This window comes from Ruegeria sediminis (assembly GCF_005938215.1).
Lineage (GTDB): Bacteria > Pseudomonadota > Alphaproteobacteria > Rhodobacterales > Rhodobacteraceae > Ruegeria > Ruegeria sediminis.
In genome coordinates, this window is the sequence record NZ_VCPD01000004.1 from 129,344 (window position 1) to 144,073 (window position 14,730).

Sequence of the window (14,730 nt, forward strand, 5' to 3'; positions counted from 1 at the left end):
TTACTTGCTATGCCGCGCTGCAACATGACCTGTCCAGGGGACCGCAAATGAGCGCCACAGCCCGCAAGAAAGCCCCGACCGCCGAGGATATCCGCGCCGGAAAAGGCGGCGAGCCGCTGGTCAGCCTGACCGCCTACACGACGCCGATGGCGCGGCTGATGGACGCCCATTGCGACTTCGTGCTGGTCGGCGACAGCGTCGGCATGGTCCTGCACGGGCTGAGCTCGACCCTGGGCGTCACGATGGAGATGATGATCCTGCACGGTCAGGCCGTGGCCCGCGGGCTGGAGCAGGCGATGATGGTCATCGACATGCCCTTTGGCAGCTACGAGGAAGGCCCGGCGCAGGCGTTCCGCAACGCCGCCCGCCTGATGGCCGAGACCGGCGCGGGCGCGGTCAAGCTGGAGGGCGGCGTCGAGATGGCCGAGACCATCCGGTTCCTCGTGGCGCGCGGCATCCCGGTGATGGCGCATATCGGGCTGACGCCGCAATCGATCAACACGCTGGGCGGCTACAAGGTGCAGGGCCGCGACGCGCAGGCCGAGGCGGTTCTGGCCGACGCCCGCGCGGTGGCGGCGGCCGGCGCGTTCGCGGTGGTGCTGGAAAAGGTGCCGCAGGGCCTGGCCGACCGGATCACCGCCGAGGTTCCGATCCCCACCATCGGCATCGGGGCGTCGGCCGGCTGCGACGGGCAGATCCTGGTCGTCGACGACATGCTGGGCTTCTTCACCGCCTTCAAGCCGAAATTCGTCAAACGCTATGCAGATCTTGGTCCGCAGGCCGAAGCCGCCATCGCCGAATACGCCGCCGAGGTGCGCGCCCGCGCCTTCCCCGCCGCCGAGCATGTCTTTGCCGACCAGGCCCCCGCCAAGGGCGCCAAGTCATGACCGCCCCGATCCTGCGCCGGCTGGCCGACCTGCGCGCGCGGACTTCGGAATGGATGCGGGCGGGCCAGGTGATCGGCGTGGTGCCCACCATGGGCGCGCTGCACCAGGGGCATCTGTCGCTGGCCCGGGCCGCCCGCGCGGAGTGCGACCGGGTGATCGTGACGATCTTCGTGAACCCCAAGCAGTTCAACAACCCCGAGGATCTGGCGAAATACCCCCGGACCGAGGCCGAGGACGCCGTCAAGCTGACCCCTTTCGATGTGGACGCCATCTATGTCCCCGACCCGGACGAGATCTATCCGGCGGGTTTCGCCTCGACGGTTTCGGTCTCGGGGCTGACCGACGTGATGGAGGGCGAGTTCCGCCCCGGCCATTTCGACGGCGTCGCGACCGTGGTCGCCAAGCTGTTCCTGCAGACGCAGGCAAACAGAGCCTATTTCGGGGAAAAGGACTATCAGCAGCTGATGGTCGTCCGCCGCATGGCCCGCGATCTCGACATTCCGGTCGAGGTGATCGGCTGCCCCACCGTGCGCGAGCCATCGGGCCTGGCGATGTCCTCGCGCAACCTGCGGCTGTCGCCCGAAGGGCTGCGCATCGCCGCCGGGATGAACGCGGTCATGGGCGACGTGGCCAAGGCGCTGGAACGCGGCGAACCCTTCGATGCGCTGACGCGCAAGGCGCAGGGCGATCTTCTGTCGGCGGGCTTCGTGCAGGTCGAATACCTGGACCTGCGCTGCGCCGAAACGCTCGAGCCGCTGACCCGCGCATCCCGCCCGGCGCGCCTGTTCTGCGCCGCCTGGGCCGAGGGCGTTCGGCTGATCGACAACATCCCGGTGTCACCCGCCTGAACTCGGGGCTGGCCGGATCGGCCGGCTTCGCGCTAGTCTCCCCCGCAAATTGACAGGGAAGAGGCGGGCATGACCCACATTCTGGCCATCGACCAGGGAACCACATCGACGCGGGCCATTCTGTTCGACGCGCGGATGCAAGCCGTCGGCACCGCGCAGAAGGAATTCTCGCAGCATTTCCCGCAGGAAGGCTGGGTCGAGCACGACGCCGAGGAGATCTGGGCCAGCGTTCTGAAGGTCTGCCGCGACGTGATGGAATCGCAGGGCGTGACGCCGGGACAGATCGCCGGCATCGGCATCACCAACCAGCGCGAAACCACGGTCATCTGGGACCGGGCCACCGGCAAACCGCTCGGCAACGCCATCGTCTGGCAGGATCGCCGCACCGCCGGCATCTGCGAAAGGTTCCGCCAGGCCGGGTGCGAGGACGACATCTCGGCCCAGACCGGGCTGCTGCTGGATCCCTATTTCTCGGGCACCAAGGTCAAGTGGATGCTCGATACCTTCCCCGGTGCGCGCGAACGGGCGACGGCGGGCGAGCTGTTGTTCGGCACCATCGACAGCTTTCTGGTCTGGCGGCTGACCGGGGGCCGGGTGCATGCGACCGACGCCACCAACGCCGCGCGGACGCTGCTGTTCGACATCCACCAGGGCGTCTGGAGCGACGAGATCTGCGATCTGCTGGACGTGCCCGCGGCGATGCTGCCCGAGGTGCGGGATTGCGCGTCGGAATTCGGGCACACGACGCTGTTCGGCGGCAGCATCCCGATCCTCGGCGTCGCGGGCGACCAGCAGGCGGCGACGATGGGGCAGGCCTGTTTCGAGCCGGGCATGATGAAATCGACCTATGGCACCGGCTGTTTCGCGCTGCTCAACACCGGCACGGAACCGGTCGAGTCGCAGAACCGCCTGCTGACCACGATCGCCTGCCAGCTTGGCGGCCAGCGCACCTATGCGCTGGAAGGGTCGATCTTCATCGCCGGGGCGGCGGTGCAATGGCTGCGCGACGCGCTGCGGATCATCGACGACGCCGCGCAATCCGGCGAGTTGGCCGCGCAATCGGACCCCAACCAGCAGGTCGTGCTGGTGCCGGCCTTCACCGGGCTCGGCGCGCCCTATTGGAACCCGGATTGCCGGGGCGCGATCTTTGGCCTGACCCGCAATTCGGGCCGGGCCGAGATCGCCCGCGCGGCGCTGGAAAGCATCGCCTACCAGACGCGCGACCTGTGGCAGGCGATGCAGGGCGACTGGGGATCCGAGACGGATGTGATCCTGCGGGTGGACGGCGGCATGAGCGCCTCGAACTGGGCGATGCAGGGGTTGGCCGATCTTCTGGGCGCGCCGGTCGACCGGCCGGTGATGCAGGAGACGACGGCGCTGGGCGCCGCGTGGCTTGCCGGGATGCAGGCCGGGGTCTATCCTGACCGCGCCGGCTTCGCCGAGACCTGGGCGCTGGACCGCCGGTTCGAACCGGTCATGTCCGCCGAGAAACGCGACGCCGCCTATGCCCGGTGGCAACGCGCCGTGCAGGCCGCGATGGCGTTCTGAATCAGGCTCTAACCCTGCTCTTTCAGCAGTCTTTGCTTTTGCCGTGACCAGTCGCGCTTGGCCTGGGTCTCGCGCTTGTCATGGGTCTTCTTGCCCTTGGCGATGCCGATCTTCACCTTGGCCAGACCCTTGTGGTTGAAGTACAGCGCCAGCGGCACCAGCGTCATGCCCTTGCGCTGGGTGGCGTTCCACAGATCCGCCATCTGCTTGCGCGAGACCAGCAGCTTGCGCCGCCGCCGCTCTTCGTGCCGGAAGACCTTGGCCTGCTCGTAGGGCGGGATGTAGCTGTTGACCAGCCACAGCTCGGCGTTCTCGACCGTGGCATAGCTGTCGGCGATGTTCGAACCGCCCGCCCGCAGCGCCTTGACCTCGGACCCTTCCAGCACGATGCCGCACTCGATATCGTCCTCGATCGCGTAATCGAAGCGCGCGCGCCGGTTGTCGGCGATCACCTTGTAGTTCGGGTCTGTCTTCTGCTTGGCCATGACGCGATGATGTAGGCGGCTTCACCGCCCCTTGCAAGCGGCGGCGGGCGCAATTCGGCAGGTTCAGATCCGGGCGCCCTCGGGGATGGTGCGCGGACGCGCGTTGAGCTCGGCGATCGAGAACCCGGCGACGGTCTTGTACTTCTCGGCATGGGCCGCCAGTTCGGCGCGCGGGATCACCTGTTCGATATCCTCGAAATCGCCGCGGCACAGATCCTCGACCCGCTGCAAAACGCCGTCGGGGCCGCCGCCGGCGCGGTTGGCCTGGCCGACCGCGGTCGTCAGCGGGCGCATCGCGGCCTCGTAGGCGTCGAACGCGGCGGGGGTCACGCCGTGCCGCAGCAGATGGGCGCCGATCACGCGGGCGTCGATGATCGCCTGGCTGGCCCCGTTCGAGCCCACCGGATAGGTCGGATGCGCGGCGTCCCCCATCAGAGTGACGGAACCCTGCGTCCAGCGCGGCAGCGGATCGCGGTCGACCATCGGATATTCATAGACGACCTCGGCCCCGCGGATCAGGGCCGGCACGTCGATCCAGTCGAAGATCCAGTCCGCGAAATCGGGCAGGAAATCGTCGATGTCGGCGGCGCGGTTCCAATCCTCCTTCTTCCAGGCGGCATCGAGAGGGAAGCGTTTCTCGGCGATCCAGTTGATCGTCGCGGTTCCATCCGCGTCCGGGTCAGAGATCGGATAGGCCACCAGGCGCAGATCGTCGTGGCCGATCATCACCATCGCCGCGCCGCCGAAATAGACCGGCGCGCGGGTCGTCGCCCGCCACAGCACGCGGCCGTTCCAGATCGGGTCGCCCTCGTCCGGGTACATCTGCGCGCGGATCGCCGAATGGATGCCGTCGGCCGCCACCAGCAGATCGCCCTCGAGGTGGCGCCCGCCTTCCAGCAGCAGCGTCGCGCCTTGCTTGGTCTCAAACCCGGTCGCGCGCGCGCCGGTCATGACGCAATCCGGACCGGCGCGGTCGCACAGCGCACGATAGAGCATCATCTGCAGATGCCCGCGATGCACCGAGTATTGCGGCCAGGCATAGCCTGCCCAAGTGCCGCGCGGCTCTTCCCAGATGGTCTTGCCGAGCTTGGAATAGAACCCGTATTGCCGCGTTCGGACGCCGATCTCTTCCAGTTCGTCGCCGAGGCCCAGATCCAGCAGCTCGCGCACGGCGTTGGGCTGCAGGTTGATGCCGACCCCCATCGGCCGCAACTCGCGCGTCGATTCGCAGATGCGGAAGGGAACGCCGATCTGATGCAGCGTCAGCCCCAGGCTGAGCCCCGCAATGCCGGCGCCCGCGATCAGAATGGTCATGGCGTCTCTCCTCGAAGCTTTCGGTCAAGGAAGCAGGAGCGGGCAGGCGGTTCAAGTCTCAGGATTTGGCCGAGATGATCAGGTCCGGGCCGAAAATGGTGTCGGCGTGGTTGTGGAGATAGATCTTGAGCCAGGGGGTGAAGCGTTCCGGGTGGCGTTTCACCTCGGCCAGCAGGTCGTGGTAATCGACCCAGCGGGTCTCCATCACCTCGTCGGGATTGGGCTGCATCTGCAGCGGGCCGCGGGCATGGGCCAGGAACACGTCCACCACCTCGTTCTCGACCATGCCGTTGCCGACATCCGCATGATATTCCAGCCGGTGCCGGTATTCCGGGTAAAGGCCGGTGATGCCCAGTTCCTCGCTCAGACGGCGCACGGCGCAGCTGGACGAGGTTTCGTCCCAGTCGGGATGGGTGCAGCAGGTATTCGCCCACAGGCCCGGCGTGTGGTATTTGCCCATCGCCCGGCGCTGCATCAGGATCTCGGTGCCGCGCACGACGAAGACCGAGACCGCCTTGTGCTTGAGCCCCTTTTCATGCGCTTCGAGTTTATCCACCGGGGTCAGTTCGCCTTCGACCCATGCGGGGATCGTGATTCCCATTTGGTTTCTCCTGTTGCCGCTGCGCCGGGCGGCGACTTGCACGGGCTTGGGGATGGCCTGGCCGGCCTGACGGTCGCGTCACTTCGGTTGCGATGAGCGGTCGGGCGCAGCGTCGGCCGGCCTCTTCAGTTACCCAAAGTGGCGGTGATCCGCGTCACGATCAACGGAACGAAAGGCCGCAGGGGGGCGGCGGCGGATATCACCCGTTGCCGGGAATGGCCGACCAGCAGGGCAGAAGATCGCCCTCGGCGGGCGTGGCCAGATAGACCGCCCGGGCGATGGCGCGGGCAAGGCAGAGCGCGGCGGCGTGGCCGATGAGGGTCAGGTCACGCTCCGGCGCGGCCAGGGGCCGCGCGCCGGTGCTGACGCCGAACACCAGGTCGCCGTCGCCCGGCGAATGCGCGGGCACCGTCGCGCGGGCGATGCCGTCATGGGCGGCCACCGCCATGCGCAGGCACTGGGCCTTGGTCAGATCGGCGTCGGTGGCGACGATGGCGATGGTCGTGTTGGCGCGGTCCTGCGCCTGCCCCCGCATGGTCTGCATCTTGCGGCTTTCGGGGTTGCGCCCCAGCCCGGTCGCGGGGTCGGTGCCGACGCCGCCGAACTCTGCGCCGATCTCGAAGGGCGCGGCCCAGAAATGCCGGTCGCCCGGCGTGGTGACGCTGCCCATCGGGTTGGCCGCCACCAGCGCCCCGACCGTCGTGCCGTCGTCCAGCACCAGCGAGGCCGAGCCCAGCCCGCCCTTGAGCATGGCCGTGAGCGCGCCGGTGCCCGCGCCCGCAGTACCGAGGTCGAAATCGTCCGACGCGGCCAGATACGCGGCCCGGCCCAGCGCGCGATAGGGGTTCTCGGTCCAGTCCTTCTTTCCGCCGTTCAGCAGGTCGAACAGGATCGCGCCGGGCACGATGGGAATCACAGCATCCGCCAGCCGGAAGCCCCGACCGCGTTCCCGCAGCGCGTCGGACACGCCGGAACAGGCGTCGAGCCCATAGGCCGAGCCCCCCGACAGGGCGATGGCGTCGATCCGGGCCACGGACTTGTCCGGGGCCAGAAGATCGGTTTCGCGCGTCCCCGGCGCGCCGCCCATCACGTGCACCGAGGCGGCGAAGGGCCTGTCGGCGGTCAGGACGGTGGCGCCGGATTTCAGCGACGCGTCCTGCGCGTTGCCGACCAGCAGGCCGGGGATGTCGGTGATCAGGTTTCGGGGTCCGGGGGTCATGTCTGTCTCGTCGGTTGCGCGGGAAAGCGCGCTGGCGCGCGCTGCCTCCGGCGGGGGGTTTGCTGGCCGGATGAAGCCGCGGATCAGATGCAGCGACCGCCGTCCACCTCCATCGCGACGCCGGTGATCATGCTGGCCTCGTCCGAACACAGGAAACAGGCGGCGTTTCCCATGTCCTCGGGCGTGGAAAAGCGGCCCAGCGGGATGGTCGACAGGAACTTGGCGCGCATTTCCGGCGTGTCCTCGCCCATGAAGGACTTGAGCAGCGGCGTTTCACCTGCCACCGGGCAGATGGCGTTGACGCGGACGCCGGCGGGGGCAAGCTCCACGGCCATGGTGCGGGTGGCGGTGATCATCCAGCCCTTGGAGGCGTTGTACCAGTTGAGCCTGGGGCGCGGCGAGATTCCCGCGGTCGAGGCGACGTTCAGGATGGCCCCGGCTCCGCGGCTTTTCATGTGCGGCACCAGGGCGCGGGCGGTCAGGTAGACCGATTTCATGTTCACCCGGAACATCCGGTCGAAATCCTCTTCCCCCACATCCTCCAGAGGCGTGGGCAGGTGCGTGACGCCGGCGTTGTTCACCAGGATGTCGAGATGGCCGAAGGCCGTCAGCGCCGCCCCGGCCAGGGCGTTGACCGACGCGCCGTCCGCCACATCGACCTGATGCGCCACCGCGTTCGGTCCAAGACCGTCGGCCATGTCGCCGGCGGCCTGCTGGTTGATGTCCGCGATCATGACCCGCGCGCCTTCGGCGATGAACTTGGCGGCGATCCCCGCACCGAATCCCGAAGCGCCGCCGGTGACGATCGCCGTTTTTCCGTCCAGCCGCATGGCCTTGCCCTCCCCTCGCACTGTCCGGGCGCAGAGTAGCAACGTACCCGGAAGATGCCAGACTAATCCTCGGGGATCTTGCCGCGCAGCGCCTTGACCTCGCCGCGCGCCTTCTTGGCCGCGAGGCGCCGTTTGACCGAGCCGTAGGTGGGCTTGGTGGCGACGCGGCGTTTCGGGGCCACCAGCGCCCGGGCGATCAGCTCGGCCAGACGCGCGCGGGCGATTTCGCGGTTGCGCGCCTGCGACCGGGTCTCGTCGCACTGGATCACGACGGCGCCGTCCTTGGTCCAGCGCCGCCCGGCCAGCCGGCGGAGACGCGACTTGACCGGGTCCGGCAGCGAAGGCGAACGCGCGGCCTCGAACCGCAGTTCGACGGCGGTCGCGACCTTGTTGACGTTCTGCCCGCCCGGCCCCGAGGCGCGCACGAAGCTTTCGGTCAGTTCCCAGTCCTGCAGGACGATATCGTCGGTCACGTGCAACATGGCGCGACCTTACAGGCGGGCGGAGAAATCAGAAAGGGCCACCGCATCCGGTGGCCCCTTGGCGTCAGGCGGTCCTGAGCGCGGGGTCCAGCCATCGCACGATGACCCGGAACGGGATCAGCGCGACCAGCGCCAGCGCCAGCTTGACCAGCCAGTCGGCAAAGGCCAGCGACACCCAAAGCGGCGCCATCGGGCCGGTCAGCATGAAGGGCACCGGCTCCCACGCCCAGTTGATCGCCGCGTCGGCATCGGCGCCGAACAGCGTGATCGACGCCGAGAAGGCGATGGTGAAGAACAGCGCCGTGTCCAGCGCCGAGCCCACCAGCGTCGAAACCAGCGGCGCGCGCCACCAGCGGCCGCCGCGGAATCGGTTGAACACGGCCACATCGGTCAGCTGCGCCGCCAGGAAGGCGGTGCCCGAGGCGACCGCGATGCGCAGCGGCACGGCGGCATAGGTATAGCCGTCGCCCTGCAGCATGATCTGGCTGCCGATCAGCGAGCAGAGGATGCCGGTCACGAAGCCGGCGAAGACCACCTTGCGAGCGGGCCCGGCGCCGTAGACGCGGTTCATCACGTCGGTGACCAGAAAGGCGAGCGGATAGGTGAACGCGCCCCAGGTCAGCAGGCCGTCCAAGATCAGGAATTGAACCAGAATGTTCGAGGCCACGACGATGGCGGCCATGGCAAGAATGCCGGGGATATGTGCGCGTTGCATGTTCTGATGCCCGTTTTGACAAGGTTGCGGCGACTTGGCCCCGAAATCGGGGCGAGGCGCGCCTTCTAACCGGTCTCGCCGCGCCGCGCAAGTCAATCCGGCAGCGCGTATTCCACCAGTTCGGTGCGCTGCAGCCCGAAGAAGTTGTCATCCGAAACCATCGTGGCCCTCAGCGCGCCCTCGGCGTCGCGCCAGACTGACAGCCCTTCGAGGTTGTCGTGCCTGCCGTGGGGCGTCGCGAAAAGGGTCTCTTCGCCCCCGACCCCGTCTTCGGTCACCTCCCAGCGGCGCAGGCGCGAGCGGAAGGCGATCAGGGTGGCGGCGCGCTCCAGCACGTAGAGGCGGCCGTCGGGGCCGAAATCCGCCGCCACGGGCGCAAAGCCGCCGCGCTCGGGCAGGGTGAAGGGCGTCGTCCAGGACCGCCCGTCCCAGCGATGGACCGGGATCCGGCCGTCCGGCGACCGTGCCGTTTCGCTCATCGTGTAAAGCCGGCCCTGGCCGTCCATCGCCAGGGCTTCGAGCGAGCCGTTGATCGGCTGGTCGCGGAACGCCGCGGCGCGCGGCAGAACCTCGGCAGGCCCGCCCATGGCCGCGTATCGCGCCACGCGCGGAACCGCTTCGAACGAAATGTAGATGGTCCCGTCGGGGGCGATCGCCAGCCCCTCGGAATCGCCGGCGCGCCCTTGCAGGTCGCTGTTGCCGCTGGAGCGCACCGGCCAGTGCCGCAGGTCCTCGACCGCAGCGATGCGGCCATCGACGCGCGGGATCCGGGCGGTCGCGATCCGCGCCCGATCGCTGAGCACGGTCATGCTCTGGCCGTCGTCGGACAGTTCCAGCCCCGACCAGCCGCCGAACCACTCCGCGTCGTGGTGCCAGGCGAAGCTGCCGAGATGCGTGGCCGATCTGACATCGACCCCGTACGCGGCTCCGCCCAGCAGCAGCGCGGGGATCAGTTGGAGCGCAAGACGGAGACGCATTGGTTCGGCAGATCCGCCAGCACGTATTCCCGGCGCTTCTTCGGCGCCGGCGCGTTCGGGTCGGGCGGCGGCGGGTTGAGGATGTTGTTCACCCATTGCTGCGCCTCGGCGCAACCATCGCCCTTGGGCGGCGGGCTCTGATCCACGCAACCCCGCGACCCCCTTGGACAGTTAAGGCGCACGTGGAAGTGATAGTGATGCCCCCACCACGGGCGGATCTTGCGCAGGTAGGCCCGGTTGCCCTTTTCGTCGTTGCACATGCGAACCTTGGCGCCGGGAAACACGAAGATGCGGGCGACGCGCCTGTCCTGGGCGGCCTCGCGCAGGATCGCATGGTGCGCGGCGGTCCAGTTGTCGTTGACATAGGCGCCGTTGGCCCGGCGCAGCGAGATCGACGAGATGTTCTCGCGCGCCTGCCGCGACAGGCGCAGGTTGTTGGCGGGGAGCATCCAGATGTCGATGTCGAGCCCGATCTGATGGCTGCGGTGCCCCGACAGCATCGGTCCGCCGCGCGGCTGGCTGATGTCGCCGATATAGAGGCCGCTCCAGCCGCGTTGGCCGGCGGCGAAACGGCTCAGGTCCTGGACGAAATCGATGGCTTCGGGATGGCCCCAGTTGCGGTTGCGCGACAGGCGCATCGCCTGCCAGGTCGGCCCGGTTTCCGGCAGTTGCACCGATCCGGCGGCACAACCCCTGGAATAGCTGCCGAACCCGGCGGGTTTCTGCCGAGAGGCGGCTTTCTGCGCCCCGAACAGGTCCTTGGCCAGGGGCTCCGCCGCCACGGCGGCCCCCAGAATCAACGCTCCGAGAACGGTCAAAATTCGTAGAAAAATCATCAGGTCTGGTCCCCTTCCGGTCTGACCCATCGCATCAGAAACAATCCCAGAATAAACAACAGAACGATCGGCGACACCCCCAGCCGGGCGTTGCCGGTCGCGACCGTGGCGATATCGATCAGCAGCGGCGCGGCAAAGGCGGTGGCGCGGCCCGACAGCCCGTAAAGACCGAAGCTTTCGACCGGGGCCAGCGGGTCCGTATGGCGCACCATCATCGAGCGGCTGGCCGACTGCAGGATGCCCCCCATGCCGCCGATCAGGACGCCGCAGCCGAAGAACACCATGTCCGGCAGGCCCGACCCCTCGGGCAGCGCGATGCCCAGGATCTGCGTGCGGTCCATCGACACGATGGTGGTGCAGACGAGGATCAGCACCCAGATCGAGACCAGAATGACCGGTTTAGGGCCGAATCTGCGGTCCAGCTTGCCGCCGATCCAGGCAAAAACCGCAGAGGCGAGAACGCTGACGATGCCAAAGACGCCGATCCGGATCAGGTCCCATTCCAGCACCAGCCGGGCATAGACCCCGCCAAAGCTGTAAAGCCCGTTCAGCGCGTCGCGATAGAACATGGACGAGCCCAGATAGGCCGAAAGGCTGGTGCGGTGGCGCAGGTTGGCCACCGATTTCCACAACAGCCGCAGCGCGTCGGTGAACTTTCCCCGTTGCGCCGGGCGATCGCCGTCCCGGACCCAGAGGAAATAGGGCACCATGAACAGGATGAACCATCCGGCGGTGAACGGCCCGACGAAGCGGGTGCCCTCGCGCTGGCCGGCGTCGAGACCGAACAGAGGGTCCAGCCCGATCAGCGTCTTGCCGTTCGGCTGTTCGACGAACAGGGCCAGCATGAAGGCCAGCGACAGCAGCCCGCCGAAATACCCGAAGGCGAAGCCCGAGCCCGAGATCTCGCCCACCTCGTGCGAGTCGCCCATGTCGGGAAGCTGCGAATTCGTGAAGATCAGCGCATATTCGGCCCCCACGAAGCCCAGGCCGAAGGCCGACAGCATCAGCCACATGTTCGAGCCGTCCGGCATCGTGTACCACAGCGCGGCCGAGCCCGCCGCGTACATCACCGAAAAGGCGAAGATCCACGGGATGCGCCGCCCCGACACGTCGGCCAGCGCGCCCAGCAGCGGCGCGCCGAAGGCGATGATCAGCCCGGTGATGGTCAGACAGCGCGCCCACACGCTCTGGGCCTGCGCTGCGGCCAGTTGCGTGTCCATCCCGGTTCCGGCGTAGTACTGGGCCGCGACCCCGGCGAAATAGGGGCCGAACACGAAGGTGATCAGCAGCGTGTGATAAGGCTGGCTGGCCCAGTCGAAAAACCACCAGCCCCAGATGCGCTTGCGCTTGGAAATCGCCGCCATGCCTGCCCCTGCTCTTATCGTTGGCCTCATATGACGGCCGTTTGTCTTGTTTCGCAAGCACTCAGTTGGGGTTTCGTGCCGGATGGGCTTGCCCTTTCCCGCGGTGCCGCTTAGGTCTCGGACCAATGCGGAAAGGGAGTGCCCATGCTGTCGCTGATCCAAATCCTGTTGCTGGTCCTGGACGTGGTCTGGTTCCTGATCCTGGCCCATGTGATCATGAGCTGGCTGATCAACTTCCAGGTGCTCAACCTGCATCAGCAGTTCGTGGCGCAGATCTGGTACGGGCTGAACCGCATCCTCGAACCCGTCTACGGGCCGGTGCGCCGCATTCTGCCGGCGATGGGCGGCATCGACCTGGCGCCGCTGGTCGTCCTGATCGGCGTCTACGCCCTGCGGATCGTGCTGATCAACAACATGGCCTATTTCTATTGACGCCATCCCTGCGGACCCGGCGGCAGGAAAGACGCTGCCCTCTTGTTCCCTGAATCGCAGTATGTGAAACTGCGACCCAAGAGCAGACAGAACAAGTAACCGACAGGGCCGCCCCGCACATGTTCGACGCCGCGCCGTTGCTGCGAGATGTCTTCGGATTCGACGCCTTCCGCCCCGGGCAGGAGGAGATCGTCGATGCCGTGACCGCCGGCGAGAACGTACTGGCGATCATGCCGACCGGCGGCGGCAAGTCGCTCTGCTACCAGTTGCCCGCGCTCCTGCGCGACGGGGTGACGGTGGTCATCTCGCCGCTGATCGCGCTGATGCGCGACCAGGTGCGCGCCCTGCAGGAGGCCGGCGTCGAGGCCGGCGCGCTGACCTCGGGCAACACCCCGGAAGAGACCGAGGCGGTGTGGGCGGCGCTGGAGGAAGGCCGGCTCAGGATGCTCTACATGGCGCCGGAACGGCTGGCCGCGGGTTCGGCGCTGGGCATGTTGCGGCGGATCGGTGTCGGCCTGATCGCGGTGGACGAGGCGCATTGCGTCAGCCAGTGGGGGCATGACTTTCGCCCCGACTACCTGCGCATCGGCGAGCTGCGGCGGGCGCTGGGCGTGCCGCTGGCCGCCTTCACCGCCACCGCGGATGCCGAGACCCGCGACGAGATCGTCGAAAAACTGTTCGACGGCACTGCGCCGCGCCTGTTCCTGCGGGGCTTCGACCGGCCCAACATCCATCTGGCTTTCGCCGCCAAGGACAGCCCGCGCCGGCAGATCCTGGATTTCGCCGAGGCCCGCCGCACCCAGTCCGGCATCGTCTATTGCGGCACCCGCAACAAGACCGAGGTGCTGGCGCAGGCCCTGCGCGAGAACGGCCACAACGCCTGCCACTATCACGGCGGCATGGAGGCCGAGGACCGCCGCACCGTGGAAACCCGCTTCGCCCGCGAGGACGGGTTGATCGTGGTGGCCACCGTCGCCTTCGGCATGGGCATCGACAAGCCCGACATCCGCTGGGTCGCCCATGCCGACCTGCCGAAATCCATCGAGGCCTATTACCAGGAGATCGGCCGCGCCGGCCGCGACGGCGCCCCGGCAGAAACCCTGACGCTCTACGGCCCCGACGACATCCGCCTGCGGCGCACGCAGATCGACGAGGGCCTGGCCCCGCCCGAACGCCGCGGTGCCGACCACGCCCGGCTGAACGCGCTGCTGGGGCTGGCCGAGGCGCTTGAGTGCCGCCGCCAGACCCTGCTGGGCTATTTCGGCGAGGAAACCGCGCCCTGCGGCAAATGCGACCTGTGCGACAGCCCCGCTGACGTGTTCGACGGCACGACGCCGGTGCGCATGGCGCTGTCGGCGATCCTGCGCACCGAGGAATGGTTCGGCGCCGGCCATCTGATCGACATCCTGACCGGCAACACGACCGACAAGCTGCGCGCGCGCCGCCATGACGACCTGCCCACCTTCGGCATCGGCAAGGACTGGTCCCGGCCGCAATGGCAGGCGATCTTCCGGCAGATGATGGGGCACGACCTGATCCGCCCCGACCCGGACCGCCACGGCGCGCTGCGGATGACCGAGACAGCCAAGCCGATCCTCAAGGGCGAGGCGCAGATCCGGCTGCGCAAGGACACGATCAGCAAGGCCCCCCGCAGGCCGGCGGTGAAAGAGATGGTGTCCGAGGAGGACGCGCCGCTGCTCTCGGCACTCAAGGCCAGGCGCCGGGCGCTGGCCGAGGCCGCCAAGGTGCCCGCCTACGTGATCTTTCCCGACCGGACCCTGATCGAGATGGCCGAAAAGCGCCCCGCCACGCTGGACGAGATGGCCCGGATCGGCGGCGTCGGCGCGAAAAAGCTGGAACGCTACGGCGCGCTGTTCCTCGAGGTGATCGCGGGCGCGGTGGCGCATGTCCACCCGGCGCGGCGCAGGCTGGCCGGGCGCGGCACGGCCGGGGTTTATGACCGTCTGCTCGAAGTGCAGTCGGAACTGGCGCGCGGACCCGACGGCATCGACAAGCCGCTGACCTGCTCGGCGTCGCAGCTGGCCCGGGTGGCGCAGCTGCGCCCGGACGATGCGCGCGGTCTGGAGCAGGTGTTGGGCGAACGCCGCGCCGAACGGTTCGGCACGGCGTTTCTGGACGTGCTGAAGGTGGCGGGCTAGACAGGCCGGAACGCAAGAAAGACGGGGGCGGAC

Annotated in this window: 15 protein-coding genes; 5 read left to right on the top strand and 10 right to left on the bottom strand. The window is 68.1% G+C overall.

The window, feature by feature from the left end:
- Nucleotides 1-47: 47 nt before the first annotated feature.
- The 3 genes from panB (at nucleotide 48) to glpK (ending at nucleotide 3,283) form a co-directional block, all read left to right on the top strand.
- Nucleotides 48-887: a 3-methyl-2-oxobutanoate hydroxymethyltransferase gene (panB, locus tag FGK63_RS12175; RefSeq protein ID WP_138842587.1), complete on the top strand. Its 840-nt coding sequence runs from the start codon at nucleotides 48-50 to the stop codon at nucleotides 885-887.
- Nucleotides 884-1,735: a pantoate--beta-alanine ligase gene (panC, locus tag FGK63_RS12180; RefSeq protein ID WP_138842589.1), complete on the top strand. Its 852-nt coding sequence runs from the start codon at nucleotides 884-886 to the stop codon at nucleotides 1,733-1,735. Before panB ends, panC begins: the two co-directional genes overlap by 4 nt.
- Before the next feature lie 69 nt (nucleotides 1,736-1,804).
- On the top strand, nucleotides 1,805-3,283 hold the full coding sequence (glpK, locus tag FGK63_RS12185; RefSeq protein ID WP_138842591.1) for a glycerol kinase GlpK: 1,479 nt from the start codon (nucleotides 1,805-1,807) through the stop codon (nucleotides 3,281-3,283).
- 8 nt (nucleotides 3,284-3,291) lie between these two features.
- Here glpK and smpB read toward each other — a convergent pair whose 3' ends face one another.
- The 10 genes from smpB to FGK63_RS12235 form a co-directional block, all read right to left on the bottom strand.
- Complete coding sequence (gene smpB / locus FGK63_RS12190) at nucleotides 3,292-3,768, bottom strand: SsrA-binding protein SmpB (protein WP_138842593.1); 477 nt, start codon at nucleotides 3,766-3,768, stop codon at nucleotides 3,292-3,294.
- Between the two features lie 63 nt (nucleotides 3,769-3,831).
- The gene (locus tag FGK63_RS12195) at nucleotides 3,832-5,082 is read right to left on the bottom strand and encodes a flavin-dependent oxidoreductase (protein WP_138842595.1); all 1,251 of its coding nucleotides are present in this window, start codon (nucleotides 5,080-5,082) and stop codon (nucleotides 3,832-3,834) included.
- Nucleotides 5,083-5,140: 58 nt separating this feature from the next.
- Complete coding sequence (gene idi / locus FGK63_RS12200) at nucleotides 5,141-5,683, bottom strand: isopentenyl-diphosphate Delta-isomerase (RefSeq protein ID WP_138842597.1); 543 nt, start codon at nucleotides 5,681-5,683, stop codon at nucleotides 5,141-5,143.
- Nucleotides 5,684-5,882: 199 nt separating this feature from the next.
- Nucleotides 5,883-6,902, bottom strand: coding sequence for a P1 family peptidase (locus FGK63_RS12205; protein WP_138842599.1), 1,020 nt, complete (start codon nucleotides 6,900-6,902; stop codon nucleotides 5,883-5,885).
- Nucleotides 6,903-6,985: 83 nt separating this feature from the next.
- The gene (locus tag FGK63_RS12210) at nucleotides 6,986-7,732 is read right to left on the bottom strand and encodes an SDR family oxidoreductase (RefSeq protein WP_138842601.1); all 747 of its coding nucleotides are present in this window, start codon (nucleotides 7,730-7,732) and stop codon (nucleotides 6,986-6,988) included.
- Between the two features lie 62 nt (nucleotides 7,733-7,794).
- Nucleotides 7,795-8,214: an alternative ribosome rescue aminoacyl-tRNA hydrolase ArfB gene (gene arfB / locus FGK63_RS12215; protein ID WP_138842603.1), complete on the bottom strand. Its 420-nt coding sequence runs from the start codon at nucleotides 8,212-8,214 to the stop codon at nucleotides 7,795-7,797.
- 64 nt (nucleotides 8,215-8,278) lie between these two features.
- A complete protein-coding gene (locus FGK63_RS12220; protein ID WP_138842605.1) occupies nucleotides 8,279-8,929 on the bottom strand; it encodes a queuosine precursor transporter in 651 nt (216 codons plus the stop codon).
- A 92-nt stretch (nucleotides 8,930-9,021) separates the two neighbouring features.
- A complete protein-coding gene (locus tag FGK63_RS12225; RefSeq protein WP_138842607.1) occupies nucleotides 9,022-9,906 on the bottom strand; it encodes an esterase-like activity of phytase family protein in 885 nt (294 codons plus the stop codon).
- The gene (gene mepA, locus FGK63_RS12230) at nucleotides 9,879-10,742 is read right to left on the bottom strand and encodes a penicillin-insensitive murein endopeptidase (protein WP_171052634.1); all 864 of its coding nucleotides are present in this window, start codon (nucleotides 10,740-10,742) and stop codon (nucleotides 9,879-9,881) included. Before mepA ends, FGK63_RS12225 begins: the two co-directional genes overlap by 28 nt.
- Nucleotides 10,742-12,106, bottom strand: a complete 1,365-nt coding sequence (locus FGK63_RS12235; RefSeq protein ID WP_138842609.1) for an MFS transporter — start codon at nucleotides 12,104-12,106, stop codon at nucleotides 10,742-10,744. Before FGK63_RS12235 ends, mepA begins: the two co-directional genes overlap by 1 nt.
- Before the next feature lie 144 nt (nucleotides 12,107-12,250).
- Between FGK63_RS12235 and FGK63_RS12240 the strand changes: the two genes are divergently transcribed.
- Nucleotides 12,251-12,538, top strand: coding sequence for a YggT family protein (locus tag FGK63_RS12240; RefSeq protein WP_138842611.1), 288 nt, complete (start codon nucleotides 12,251-12,253; stop codon nucleotides 12,536-12,538).
- Between the two features lie 119 nt (nucleotides 12,539-12,657).
- On the top strand, nucleotides 12,658-14,697 hold the full coding sequence (gene recQ, locus FGK63_RS12245) for a DNA helicase RecQ (protein WP_138842613.1): 2,040 nt from the start codon (nucleotides 12,658-12,660) through the stop codon (nucleotides 14,695-14,697).
- The last annotated feature ends 33 nt before the right edge of the window (nucleotides 14,698-14,730 follow it).